The 12,806-nt window shown below is 70.7% G+C and carries 11 protein-coding genes; 5 read left to right on the forward strand and 6 right to left on the reverse strand.

Going from position 1 to position 12,806, the window contains the following annotated elements; genetic code table 11:
* The first annotated feature begins 30 nt into the window (after positions 1–30).
* Positions 31–489: a VOC family protein gene (locus tag ACZ7GJ_RS08440; protein WP_470750391.1), complete on the forward strand. Its 459-nt coding sequence runs from the start codon at positions 31–33 to the stop codon at positions 487–489.
* Complete coding sequence (locus tag ACZ7GJ_RS08445) at positions 489–1,391, forward strand: pyridoxamine 5'-phosphate oxidase family protein (protein ID WP_470750392.1); 903 nt, start codon at positions 489–491, stop codon at positions 1,389–1,391. Before ACZ7GJ_RS08440 ends, ACZ7GJ_RS08445 begins: the two co-directional genes overlap by 1 nt.
* On the opposite strand, the gene ACZ7GJ_RS08450 is transcribed toward ACZ7GJ_RS08445, so the two are convergent.
* On the reverse strand, positions 1,367–2,326 hold the full coding sequence (locus tag ACZ7GJ_RS08450) for a hypothetical protein (RefSeq protein ID WP_470750393.1): 960 nt from the start codon (positions 2,324–2,326) through the stop codon (positions 1,367–1,369). The two genes, ACZ7GJ_RS08445 and ACZ7GJ_RS08450, sit on opposite strands and share 25 nt — an antisense overlap.
* Positions 2,327–2,473: 147 nt before the next feature.
* Positions 2,474–5,026 carry an aminopeptidase N gene (gene pepN / locus ACZ7GJ_RS08455; protein WP_470750394.1) on the reverse strand — a complete coding sequence of 851 codons (2,553 nt, stop codon included), beginning with the start codon at positions 5,024–5,026 and terminating at the stop codon, positions 2,474–2,476.
* Positions 5,027–5,136: 110 nt separating this feature from the next.
* On the opposite strand from pepN, the gene ACZ7GJ_RS08460 reads away from it, so the two are divergent.
* Positions 5,137–5,784 (forward strand): mycothiol-dependent nitroreductase Rv2466c family protein, encoded by a 648-nt coding sequence (locus ACZ7GJ_RS08460; protein WP_470750395.1) that lies wholly within the window; start codon positions 5,137–5,139, stop codon positions 5,782–5,784.
* A gap of 116 nt (positions 5,785–5,900) precedes the next feature.
* Here the strand turns inward: ACZ7GJ_RS08460 and ACZ7GJ_RS08465 are convergent, their stop codons facing one another.
* The 3 genes from ACZ7GJ_RS08465 to ACZ7GJ_RS08475 all read right to left on the reverse strand — a co-directional run bounded on the left by ACZ7GJ_RS08465 (position 5,901) and on the right by ACZ7GJ_RS08475 (position 9,619).
* Positions 5,901–6,557, reverse strand: coding sequence for a superoxide dismutase (locus ACZ7GJ_RS08465; protein ID WP_470750396.1), 657 nt, complete (start codon positions 6,555–6,557; stop codon positions 5,901–5,903).
* Between the two features lie 121 nt (positions 6,558–6,678).
* On the reverse strand, positions 6,679–8,088 hold the full coding sequence (locus tag ACZ7GJ_RS08470; RefSeq protein WP_470750397.1) for an amino acid permease: 1,410 nt from the start codon (positions 8,086–8,088) through the stop codon (positions 6,679–6,681).
* Between the two features lie 145 nt (positions 8,089–8,233).
* Positions 8,234–9,619 (reverse strand): amino acid permease, encoded by a 1,386-nt coding sequence (locus ACZ7GJ_RS08475; RefSeq protein WP_470750398.1) that lies wholly within the window; start codon positions 9,617–9,619, stop codon positions 8,234–8,236.
* Positions 9,620–9,903: 284 nt separating this feature from the next.
* Between ACZ7GJ_RS08475 and ACZ7GJ_RS08480 the strand changes: the two genes are divergently transcribed.
* Positions 9,904–10,488 (forward strand): biotin transporter BioY, encoded by a 585-nt coding sequence (locus ACZ7GJ_RS08480; RefSeq protein WP_470750399.1) that lies wholly within the window; start codon positions 9,904–9,906, stop codon positions 10,486–10,488.
* 73 nt (positions 10,489–10,561) lie between these two features.
* Here the strand turns inward: ACZ7GJ_RS08480 and ACZ7GJ_RS08485 are convergent, their stop codons facing one another.
* Positions 10,562–12,001: an amino acid permease gene (locus ACZ7GJ_RS08485; protein ID WP_470750400.1), complete on the reverse strand. Its 1,440-nt coding sequence runs from the start codon at positions 11,999–12,001 to the stop codon at positions 10,562–10,564.
* Positions 12,002–12,220: 219 nt separating this feature from the next.
* Between ACZ7GJ_RS08485 and ACZ7GJ_RS08490 the strand changes: the two genes are divergently transcribed.
* The gene (locus ACZ7GJ_RS08490; RefSeq protein WP_470750401.1) at positions 12,221–12,706 is read left to right on the forward strand and encodes a ribose-5-phosphate isomerase; all 486 of its coding nucleotides are present in this window, start codon (positions 12,221–12,223) and stop codon (positions 12,704–12,706) included.
* Positions 12,707–12,806 lie beyond the last annotated feature (100 nt).

A 12,806-nucleotide genomic window follows, 5' to 3' on the forward strand; every position in this document is an offset into this window, starting at 1 on the left:
TCGCTGGGGGCCCGAAGAAAGGGGGCAGCCGTGACGGCTGTCATCGGCAAGCTGCGTACCGGCCACGTGGGTCTGAACGTCACCGACCTCGACCGTTCGCTCGTCTTCTACCGGGACGTGCTCGGCTTCGGACTGCTGGGCGAGGGCAAGGAGGAGGGCCGCCGCTTCGCCTTCCTCGGCCAGGACGGCGAGCTCGCCCTCACGCTGTGGCAGCAGGCCTCGGACGGCTACGCACCGGCCGCGGCCGGACTGCACCACCTCGCGCTCTCCGCGGGCACGATCGAGGAGGTACGGGAGTACGAGGAGCGGCTGCGCGGCCTGGGGGTCGAGTTCGCGTACGAAGGGGTCGTCGCCCACGGAGAGGGTGCGACCTCCGGCGGCATCTTCTTCCACGACCCCGACGGGACCCGGCTGGAGATCTCCGTACCCGCCGGCGCCGAGGGCGCCCCGGCCCCGACCACGGGGGCTCCGACCTGCGGGTTCTTCTAATGTCCGGCTACCACTGGGGTTCGCTGGCCGTACAGGAGCGGGTCGGCGTACGGGAGCTCGCCGAGCACGTGGGCCGCTCGATCGGCACCGGCATCCGGGACGTCGCGGCGGCCTTCCTCGCGCAGCAGCCGCACCTGGTGGTCGGCGCCGCCGACGCGGACGGCCGGCTCTGGGCCTCGCTGCTGACCGGCGCGCCCGGGTTCGTACGGGCCACCGGGCCGGACCGGATCACGGTCGCAGGCGGCATCCCGGACGGCGACCCCCTCGCGCAGGCCCTGGCCACCGCGGGCACGGGCGTCGGGACCATCTCCCTCGACCCGCGCACCCGGCGCCGGATGCGCCTGGGCGGAACCCTGGAGGTGACACCGCGCGGCTTCGCCATCGCGGCGCAGCGGGTCTTCTCCAACTGCCCGAAGTACCTGCAGAAGCGGCAGCCGCTGGAGCTCGCCGCCCAAGGAGCCGGTGTCGTGCGGCGCGGGGACGCGCTCACCCCCGACCAGGAGCGGGCCGTCCGCTCCGCCGACACCTTCTTCATCGCCACCACCGCCGGGGACGGGGTCGACGCCAGCCACCGGGGCGGGTTCCCCGGCTTCGTGGAAGTGACCTCCCCGACCGGGCTGAGCTGGCCCGACTATGCGGGCAACGCCATGTTCCTGACCCTGGGGAACCTGGCGGCGGACCCGCGGGCCGGGCTGCTCTTCCCGCACTGGGAGAGCGGGGCGCTGCTCCAGCTCAGCGGCCGGGCCCGGACTGAGTTCGACGCGGACGGGGGCAGGCGGGTGCACTTCGCCGTGGAGTCGGTGGTGGAGAGCCTGCACCCGGGGCGGCTGCTGTGGAGCGCCCCGGAGTACTCCCCGGCCAATCCGCCGTTGCCGCATCACCTCGGGAGTACGACCAGGTAGGCGGCGGGGTCGCGGTCGCCCGACGCCGTCAGGGCGGTCCGGACGACGGCGGCCTGCTGCTCGGGCCAGTCGCGGAGCTTGCGCGGGGTGACGTGCAGGACGGTCACCCCGAGCCGCTCCAGGGTCTCGCGCTTGCGGACGGACTCCGACCACTGCTCGTCCTCGCCCTGGCGCGGGGCCCGGGTGTCGATCTCCACGGCCACGGAGTGCTCGGGCCAGTACGCGTCGACCCCGCCCAGGTGCGGGCCGCCGGGCAGTCGCAGGTCCACGTTCCAGACCGGCTCGGGAAGGTCGAAGCCCCGTACGACCTGGTACAGCCGGTCCTCGGCGATGGCCCGGCCCTCGGCGAGCAGGGACTCGACCGCGTCCACCACGTGCGGCCGGTTCAGCAGCCGGGCCACCGTCAGCTCCCGTACGACGGCGGCGGGTTCGCAGTGCCCGCCGCGGACGGCCTCGCTGAGCAGGCGGCGTACGGTGCCGGCGTCGGAGAGCTGGGCGACGGCGTCGGCGACGGCCCGCGCGACGGGGGCCACGGGCAGCCCGGTGACCTCCATCGGGCGCGGCGAGGTGTGCGCCCGGACGATCCGCACGTCCCCGGTGGACCGCAGCCGCCGGGTGTTCGGCACGAGTACGTCGATGTGGCCCAGGCCCAGCAGGGCGGGCGCGGAGCTGAACCGGTACAGCGCGAGTGCGGCCAGGCCGGTGATCATGACCTCATCGCCGCGGCGGCCGGCGTACAGCAGGGCGGCGTGCAGCCGCTCCTCGCTCGTCGCGGGTCCGGAGTGGAGCAGGAACACCCCGGGCAGGACCTGCTGCCACGGGCGTTCGGCGGCCTCGGAGGGGGAGACGCCGTGCTCGCGGAGCTGGGCGACGGAGAGCACCCGGGGGCGGGTGCCGGTGAGGTGGGCGAGGGGGAGGGGTGCGTTGTGGTTCATGACGCGGTGATTCCCTCAGGCCATGGCCCCGCTAACGCCTGTTACGTGCTCGTCGACAAACCCGGACAAGCCAGGGCTAAAGTACGGGCGTTCGACTGCCGATGGGGGATCCGCTCCCGGGTGCGACCCCGGGAGCGGACCGTACGGCTACGCGGCGCCGGCCGCCGCGTCGCAGCCCTGCGCGCGCAGGGCGCGGGCCAGGTCGTCACGGGACTCCAGCACCAGGCGGCGCAGGGCCGCCGGGGCCGACTCGTGCTCCGCGAGCCAGGCGTCCGTCGCCTCGACGGTGGACTGCGAGTCCTGAAGCGACGGGTACAGGCCCCGTACGACGGTCATCGCGATCTGGATCGAACGCTCCGCCCAGACCCGCTCGATGACGGAGAAGTAGGGCTCCCCGAACCCGGCCAGCAGCTCGCGCTGCGAGGACTGCTCCATGCCCGCGACGGTGGCCTCCACCAGCGCGTTGGACAGGGCGTCCGACTCGACCACCGCCGCCCACGCCTGGTCCTTCACCGCCGCCGACGGCCGGGCCGCCAGGCACCGCACCTGGTAGCGCTTGCCCGACGCCGTGTCGTCCCGGGTCAGTTCCGCAGCGAGGACGCCCTCGTCCACCGCCCCGTGCGCGGCCAGCGGCAGCAGGAAGTCCCAGCGCAGCTCCTGGTCCACCTCCAGTCCGTCGATCCGCGCCGAACCCTCCAGCAGCCCCAGCAGCAGCTGGAAGTCGCCCTCCGTCGCCGCGCTCGCCGCGAAGAAGCGGGCCCAGGTGAGCTGGTGCTCCGAGCCGGGTTCCGCGAAGCGCAGTTCCTGCAGCGCGCACGCCGCCAGCACCCGCCCGCCCTGCTCGCGCCAGTCCGGGGCCGCGTAGTGGGTGACCGCGGACAGCGCCTGCGAGTGCAGCATCTGCAGGACGCCGACGTCGGTCTCCCGGCCCGCGTGGGCCAGGACCATGGAGACGAAGTCCCGCGCGGGCATCAGGCCGTCACGCGTCAGGTTCCACAGCGCGGACCAGCACAGCGCACGCGTCAGCGGGTCCGCCACCGCGCCCAGGTGGGTGCGCAGGGTGTCCGCCGACACCTGGTCGAAGCGGACCTTGCAGTAGGTGAGGTCCTCGTCGTTGACCATGACCAGGTCGGGCCGCTCCTGCCCCGCCAGCTCGGTGACCACGCTGCGCGCGCCCGCCACGTCGGCCTCGGCCTGCGCGTAGCGCACCAGGGCGCCCTCCTCCAGGCGGTAGAGGCCCACCGCGACCCGGTGCGGGCGGAGCTCGTCGCCGTCCTGGACCACCGCCAGCTCCGTCACCCGGCCGCCCGCGTCGCAGGTCACCACGGGCGTCAGCGAGTTCACGCCGGCCGTCTGCAGCCAGGCCCGGGACCACTCGGCCATGTCCCGGCCGGAGACCTCCCCGAGCACCGACAGCAGGTCGTCCAGGGTCGTGTTCCCGTACGCGTTGGCCTTGAAGTACCGCCGCGAGCCCTCCAGGAACGCCTCCCGCCCGACGTACGCGACGAGCTGCTTGAGCACGGCCGCACCCTTGGCGTAGGTGATCCCGTCGAAGTTCAGCTTCGCGGCCTCGATGTCCGGGATGTCCGCCGTGATCGGGTGCGTGGACGGCAGCTGGTCGGCGCGGTAGGCCCAGGCCTTGCGGTTGTTGGCGAAGGTGACCCACGCCTGGTCGAAGCGGGTGGCCTCCACGAGCGCGAAGGAGCCCATGAAGTCCGCGAAGGACTCCTTCAGCCACAGGTCGTCCCACCACTTCATGGTGACCAGGTCGCCGAACCACATGTGCGCCATCTCGTGCAGGATCGTGTTCGCGCGCCGCTCGTAGGACGCCTGCGTGACCTTCCCGCGGAAGATGTACTCCTCCTTGAAGGTCACCATCCCCGGGTTCTCCATCGCGCCCAGGTTGTACTCCGGCACGAAGGCCTGGTCGTACTTGCCGAAGGGGTACGGGTAGTCGAACAGCTCGTGGAACAGGTCGAAGCCCTGCTTGGTGACGAGGAAGACGTCGTCCGCGTCGAAGTGCTTCGCGAGCCCCTTGCGGCACATCGCGCCCAGCGGGATGGTCAGGTCCCCGCGCGTGTAGGTGTCCGTCACGTAGTGGTACGGCCCCGCCACCACGCAGGTGATGTACGTCGAGATGGGCGCGGTCTCGGCGAAGCGCCGGGTCTCGCCGTCGCGGGACTCCTCGACCCCGTTGCTCCAGACCTGCCAGCCCTCGGGCGCGGTCACCTCGACGCGGTAGGGCGCCTTCAGGTCCGGCTGCTCGAAGTTCGCGTACACCCGCCGGGCGTCGGCCGGCTCGTACTGGGTGTAGAGGTAGACCTCGCCGTCCTCGGGGTCCACGAACCGGTGCATGCCCTCGCCGGTGCGGCTGTAGGCGCAGTTCGCGTCCACCACGAGCTCGTTCTCGGAGGCCAGCCCGTCCAGGGCGATCCGCGAGCCGTCGAAGACGGCGGCCGTGTCCAGCGCGCGCCCGTTGAGCGTGACGCTGTTGACCGAGGGGGCGACGAGGTCGACGAAAGTGGCGGGGGCGGTGGCCCGGAAGCGGATCTTCGTCACGGAGCGGAAGGTGCGGGGGCCTTCGGCCGGTTCGGCCTCGTCCACCGCGGACCTCAGGTCCAGCGACAGCTCGTAGCCGTCGACGGACAGCGACTCGGCCCGCTCGCGCGCCTCGTCACGGGACAGACTCTTGCCGGGCACATGTACTCCTCGGTGTGATCGCGAATCCTGACCTCACCGAATCCTCCCATGGGGAATGCGGCCGGATCCGGGCTGGTTGGGCAGGGGGACGCTACGACTTGAGGAGAGACATGACCGACACCCAGGTGCGCGAGAAGACCCCGGTCGACTTCTGGTTCGACCCGCTCTGCCCCTGGGCCTGGATGACGTCCCGCTGGATGCTGGAGGTCGAGAAGGTCCGCGACGTCGAGGTCCGCTGGCACGTGATGAGCCTCGCCGTACTGAACGAGAACAAGCTCGACGAGCTGCCCGAGCGCTACCGCGAGCTCCTCGGCCCCAAGGGCTGGGCCCCGGTCCGCGTGGTCGTCGCCGCCCAGCAGAAGTTCGGCGACGAGATCACCGGCAAGCTCTACACCGCGCTCGGCACCCGTTTCCACAACGAGGACCAGGGCCCGACCCGCGAGGCCATCGCCGCCGCGCTGGCCGAGGTCGACCTGCCCGCCGAGCTCATCCACTACGCCGACTCCGACGAGTACGACGAGGTGCTGCGCGCCTCGCACAACGACGGCATCGACCGCGTGGGCCAGGAGGTCGGCACCCCGGTCATCTCCGTGCCCGGCGCCGGCGGCGACGAGGTGGCCTTCTTCGGCCCGGTCGTCACCCCGGCCCCGCGCGGCGAGGCCGCCGCCCGGCTGTGGGACGGCACCTTGATGGTCGCCTCCGTCCCCGGCTTCTACGAGATCAAGCGCACCCGGACCCAGGGCCCCTCCTTCGAGTAGCCGATGGACGCAGAAGGCCCCCGCGAGTCACGTCCTCGCGGGGGCCTTCTGGTGGAAACGCCCGCAAGTGAAGGTTGAGAAGACGATCACGAGGCGGACGGCTTTTCGGGCGCGGATCAGCCCTTGACGGGGATCAGTAGCGGGGTGTTCGCCTTGGCGTCGGCGTAGCGCTTGGCCACGTCCTGCCAGTTGACGACATTCCACATGGCCTCGATGAAGTCCACCTTCTGGTTCTTGTACTGCAGGTAGAAGGCGTGCTCCCAGGCGTCGAACACCAGGACCGGGGTGCTGGCGATGCCCACGTTGCCCTGGTGGTCGTAGACCTGCTCGACGACCAGACGGCCGCTGACGGGCTCGTACGCCAGCACGCCCCAGCCGGAGCCCTGCGTCGCGGAGGACGCGAAGGTCAGCTGCTTCTTGAACTTGGCGAAGGAGCCGAAGGACTCCGTGATCGCGTCGGCCAGGTCGCCCAGGCCGTCGGCCGCGGTGGGCTCGCCGCCGCCCTCGCCGGTCTTCGGGCTGGCCATGTTGTGCCAGTAGATGCTGTGCAGGATGTGGCCGGAGAGGTGGAACGCGAGGTTCTTCTCCAGGCCGTTCAGCGCGCCCCAGTTCTCCTTGTCGCGCGCCTCCTCCAGCTGCTCCAGCGTGGTGTTGGCGCCCGCGACGTAGGCCGCGTGGTGCTTGTCGTGGTGCAGCTCGATGATCTGCGGGTTGATCACCGGCTCGAGCGCCGCGTAGTCGTAAGGAAGCTCAGGAAGCGTGTAGATGGCCATGCGTGTTATCCGGTCCCCTCAGCGTGCCAACTGCTATTGCAATTAATGCGCAACTGCACGCTAGCAGCATCTATTCCGGACGTCGCATAAGGGTCACCTACCTGGATCGGGCCTGGGCGGGTCAGGCCTTGGCCGCCGCCCGACGCTGCATCAGGTAGCCGGTGGCCGCGAGTGCGACGGTCAGCCCGCCGGTGAAGACCACCTGGACCCGTGTGTCCTCGCCCATTGCCATCAGCAGCAGCACCCCGGCGACCCCGGCCAGCGCCACCCACGTCAGATAGGGGAAGCCCCACATCCGCACGACGAGCTTCTCGGGGGCCTCGCGCTCCAGGCGGCGGCGCAGCACGAACTGCGAGACGGCGATGAAGCCCCAGACGATGAGGATGACCCCGCCGACCATGTTCAGCAGCCAGGCGAACAGGGTGTCCGGGTACCAGTAGGACAGCAGCACGGTGACGAAGCCGAAGCCCGAGGAGAGCAGCACCGCGCGCCGCGGTACCCGGCCGCTGACCTTGGCCAGCGCCTTGGGGCCCTGGCCGCGGGAGACCAGGGAGTAGGCCATGCGCGAGGAGCCGTAGATGTTGGCGTTCATCGCGGAGAGCAGGGCGATCAGGATGACCACGTTCATGACCTGGCCGGCGTGCGGGATCCCCAGGTGGTCCAGGGTGGCCGCGTACGGGCCGTCCTCGGTCACCGCCGGGTCGTTCCACGGCAGCAGTGTGACGATGACCAGCATGGAGCCGACGTAGACGACGGCGATCCGCCACATGGTGGTCCTCACGGCCGAGGCCACGCCCTTGACCGGGTTGTCCGACTCGGCGGCGGCGATGGTCACCGTCTCCAGGCCGCCGTACGCGACCACCGAGGCGAGCAGGCCCACGAGCAGGCCGTCCACGCCGTTGGGCAGGAAGCCGCCGTCGTGCAGCAGATTGGCGGAGCCGGGGGAGTCGGTGCCGGGCAGCAGGCCCATGACGGCCAGCACGCCCAGGCCCAGGAAGAGGGCGATGGCACCGATCTTGAGGGCGGCGAACCAGAACTCGAACTCTCCGAAGTTGGAGACGGCGGCCAGGTTGCACCCGGTGAAGACCAGCATGAAGACCAGCACCCACATCCAGGAGGGGGTGCCGGGGAACCAGCCGGTCATGATGTGCGCGGCGCCGATGCCCTCGATGGCGACGCCTACGCACAGCAGCGTCCAGAACATCCAGCCCGCGGTGAAGCCCGCCCACGGGCCGATGGCCCGCTCCGCGTGCACCGAGAAGGAGCCGGAGACGGGGTTGGCGGCGGACATCTCGCCGAGCATCCGCATCACGAACATCACGAGCAGCCCGGACACGGCGTACGCGATGACGATCGAGGGGCCGGCGGCGGCGATGCCGGCGCCGGAGCCCACGAAGAGTCCGGCGCCGATGACGCCGCCGAGGGCGATCATCGAGAGGTGGCGCTGCTTGAGTCCGCTGCCGAGGGGGGATCCGGCGCCGGTCTGGGACGGCGCCTCGGGCTCGGTGGGCGTGATGGTGCTCGGGATCATGCGGGCAAGTCTGCCCACCGTCCGATAATCGGACTGATCTTGTCCATTATCCGGACATCGGACTCACTGGCCGTGATCCCCCTCGTACGGCCCGCGCCAGGCCGGGCCGGGCCGCGTCAGGGCCTGGCGCGGGCAGGCCGGGGCGTCAGGCTGCCCGGCGCGCCCGGAGCTCGCGCACGCCCGCGACCACCAGCACCGCCGCCGCCGCGCCGGAGGACCACAGCAGCTGCGGCCGCGCCGAGTCGTCGAACAGCATCAGCACCAGCACCGCCGCCATCCCGATCAGCGCCGCCCACGTCGCGTACGGGAACAGCCACATCGGCAGGGTCAGCCGCTCCGGCATGTCCCGCTCGATCCGGCGGCGCAGCTTCAGCTGCGAGACGGCGATCAGCGCCCATACGAACAGCAGCACCGCGCCGACCGCGTTGAGCATGTAGAGGAAGATCGTGTCCGGCCACAGCAGGTTCAGCACCACCGAGACGAACCCGAAGGCCACCGAGGCGAACACCGCCCGGCGCGGCACGCCGCTGCCCGAGACCTTCAGCAGCGAGCGCGGCGCCTCGCCCCGCTCGGCCAGCGAGAACACGATGCGCGAGGAGCCGTAGAGGTTCGCGTTCAGCGCCGACAGCAGCGCCACGAACACCACGATGTTCATGATCTGGCCGGCCGCCGGGATGCCGATGGAGTCCAGGACCGCGACGTACGGGCTCTGGCCCGGCTCCAGCGAGTCCCACGGCAGCAGGGTCACGATGACCAGCATCGAGCCGACGTAGAAGAAGAGGATGCGCCACACGGCGCTGCGCACCGCGCGGGCCACGGACCGCGCCGGGTCGTCGGACTCGGCGGCCGCGATGGTGACGACCTCCAGGCCGCCGAAGGCGAACACGACCGCGAGCATGCCGGCGACCACGCCGCCCATGCCCTCGGGGAAGAAGCCGCCGTGGCCGGTCAGGTTGGCCATGCCGACCGGTTCGGTGTCGGGCAGCAGGCCGAAGACCGCCAGGGTGCCCAGGATCAGGAACAGCACGATCGCGCCGACCTTGAGGGCGGCGAACCAGAACTCGAACTCGCCGAAATTGCGCACCGCGGCCAGGTTGCTCACGGTGAAGACCACCATGAAGAGCAGCACCCACACCCACTGGTCGACCCCGGGCAGCCAGCCGTTCGCGATCTTCGCCGCGCCGGTCGCCTCCACGGCGAGCACCACCACCAGCAGGAACCAGTACAGCCATCCCGCGGAGAAGCCGGCCCAGCGTCCCAGGGCCTTCTCGGCGTAGACGGAGAAGGAGCCGGAGGCGGGCATCGCCGCCGACATCTCGCCCAGCGCCCGCATCACCAGCATCGCGAGCACGCCCGCGAGCAGGTACGAGCAGATGATCGCGGGACCGGCGATGCCGATGCCGGCGCCGGAGCCGACGAAGAGCCCGGCGCCGATCACGCCGCCGAGGCCCAGCATGGTCAGGTGGCGCTGCTTGAGGCTGTGACTCAGGGGTTCCGGGGAATCGGCCGGGTCGGGCAGATGGTCGCGCATGAGGGGATGCTCGTACTCTCGGTCGGCCAAGCGGCGCTGGGGGCTGCACAAGGGATTGGCGGGAACCTACAGTCTCGCTGGAGGAAGCCCGCAGGAGCAAAAAGGACGTGTCGTCGAATGTGGGCCGTGACACGGATCACTTCAACTCGGGTGTAAGTCCGGACCTTTGTCCGGTCCCCACCAAACCGGGGAGTACGGCTTTGTCCCGGGCGACGCTGGGGCGGCGGCGCGCCCCGCACTAACGTCGGTGATCGTCCTGTCACCACCACCTCGCGGAGCCCCCGATGAGCACTGCTTCCGTCTCCTTCCGGCCCGGCGCCGTCCTCGCCGACCTGCTGCCCGCGAGCCGCGTCCGCGACATCGCGCTCGTCGCCGGCGGAGCCGCACTCACCGGCCTGGCCGCGCAGCTCTCCGTGCCCGTCCCCGGCTCCCCGGTCCCCGTCACCGGCCAGACCTTCGCGGCCCTGCTGGTGGGCACCGCCTTCGGCGCCCGCCGCGGCTTCCTCTCGCTCGCCCTGTACGCACTCGTCGGCATGGCCGGGGTGCCGTGGTTCGCGGGCGGCACCTCCGGCGCGGGCGGCGCCTCCTTCGGCTACGTGCTCGGCATGCTGCTCGCCGCCACCCTCGTCGGCGCCCTCGCGCGGCGCGGCGCCGACCGCTCGGTGCTGCGTACCGCGGGCACGATGGTGCTCGGCTCCGCCGTCATCTACGCGGTGGGCGTGCCCTACCTGATGGCCGCCACCGGGATGTCCCTGACCGCAGCCGTCGCGGCGGGCCTGACCCCGTTCCTGATCGGCGACGCGCTCAAGGCCGCGCTGGCGATGGGCGTGCTGCCGGCCGCCTGGAAGCTGGTGGGCCGCCGCGGCTGACCCGGCCACGACGCACAACAGCCCCGGACCGCGAGCGGCGGTCCGGGGCTGTCTGCGTTCTTCGTCGTTCCGGTTACGCGGAGAGGCGCTCGGCGGCCCTGCGGCGCGCGTCGCGGACCACACCGATGACCAGCACCACGGCCGCGACCAGCAGCGACAGCAGGACGACCTCGCGGTTGGCGTCGTCGAAGAGCATGTAGCCCAGGACGAAGACGATCATCGCCGCGGTGGCCCAGGTCAGGTACGGGAAGAGCCACATCTTCACGGTGACCTTCTCCGGCGCCTCACGCATGAGGATCCCGCGCATCCGCAGCTGGGTCAGGCAGATGACCAGCCACACGAAGAGCGCGATCGCACCCGAGGAGTTCAGCAGGAAGTTGAAGACCGTGTCCTTGAAGGCGTAGTTGAAGTAGACGGCGACGAAGCCGAACACCACCGAGCCGAGGATCGCGGCGGTCGGCACGCCCCGCTTGCTCACCTTGGCGAAGGCCTTCGGGGCGTCCCCGCGCTCACCGAGCGAGAAGGCCATGCGGGAGGCCGTGTACAGGCCCGAGTTCAGGCAGGACAGCACGGCGGTCAGGACGATGACCTCCATGATCGTGCCGGCGTTCGCGATGCCGATCGAGTCGAGGGCGGCGACGTACGAGCCCTTCTCGGTGATCGACGGGTCGTTCCACGGCAGCAGCGTCAGGACGATGAAGATCGAGCCCAAGTAGAAGACGCCGATGCGCCAGATCACCGAGTTGGTGGCCTTGGTGACCGCGCGGCGCGGGTCCTCGGACTCGCCGGCCGCCAGGGTGACGATCTCGCTGCCCATGAAGGAGAAGACGACCATCAGCACACCGGTGAGGATGGAGCCCCAGCCGTTCGGCATGAAGCCGCCGGCGTCGGTCAGGTGCGCGAAGCCGGAGCCCGGGTTGTCCGAGCCGGGCAGCACGCCGAAGACGGCCAGCATTCCGACGATCACGAACGCGCCGATGGCGACGACCTTGATGCCCGCGAACCAGAACTCGAACTCGCCGTAGGAGGCGACCGAGCCGAGGTTGGTGACGGTCAGGACCGCCATCACGATCAGCGCCCAGGCCCACTGCGGGACGGCCGGGATCCAGCTCTCCAGGATGGCAGCACCGGCGGTGGCCTCCACCGCGAGGACGACGACCCAGAAGAACCAGTACAGCCAGCCGATGGAGAAGCCGGCCCAGCGGCCGAGCGCGCGGTCGGCGTAGGCCGAGAAGGAGCCCGAGTTCGGGCTGGCGGCGGCCATCTCACCGAGCATGCGCATCACGAAGACCACCATCGCGCCGACCAGCGCGTAGGAGACCAGGATGGCGGGGCCGGCCTTGGCGATACCGCCACCGGAGCCGACGAAGAGGCCGGCGCCGATGACACCGCCGATGGCGATCATGGACAGGTGGCGGTTCTTGAGACCGGCCTTCAGACCGTCGGAGGACTGGGCGTCACCGGGTTCACCGGTGGGGTCGCCTGCCTTCTGAAGGGTCGTCGTGGAGCTCATGGACGGATCCTTAGGTTCTCGGGTTGCGAGCCCCGGCATTCAAACCTGAGATGAACGCAGGGCGGAAGACCCCAATCCGGATCGTTGCGGAGGGACGAACGTCCAGGACCTAGGTCCCGCGGTGTCCCATCTGCGTTCTTTGGGTTTACTTGAGCTTTAGAAGTGACTTACGCGACACCCGCCGCGGGTCGCCGGGCCCCCTCGTGCCACACTCGGACCATGCGCGTGTACCTCGGATCCGACCATGCCGGCTTTGAGCTCAAGAACCACTTGGTGGACTGGCTCAAGAACAACGGCCACGAGCCCGTCGACTGCGGGCCCCACATCTACGACGCGGTGGACGACTACCCGCCGTTCTGCCTGCGCGCCGCGGAGAAGACCGCCGCGGACGCCGACAGCCTCGGCATCGTGATCGGCGGCTCCGGCAACGGCGAGCAGATCGCCGCCAACAAGGTCAAGGGCATCCGCGCCATCCTCGCGTGGAGCGTCCAGACCGCCGAGCTCGGCCGCGAGCACAACAACGCCAACGTCATCTCCGTCGGCGGTCGGATGCACACCCAGGACGAGGTCGTCAGCTTCATCGACGCCTTCCTGAAGACCCCGTACTCCGACGAGGAGCGCCACACCCGCCGCATCGACATGCTCTCCGCCTACGAGACGACCGGCGAGCTCCCCCCGATCCCGGCCCACCACCCGCAGGGCTGATTCCGCCTTCCGGCCGTGGCGCCCCCGGGGGGGGGGCGGGCGTTTTCGTTTCCGGAGCACCGCCGTGCCCAAGGGGGATGCGGTCCGCCGCCTCCCCCAA

The organism is Streptomyces sp. NPDC037242 (assembly GCF_055604165.1).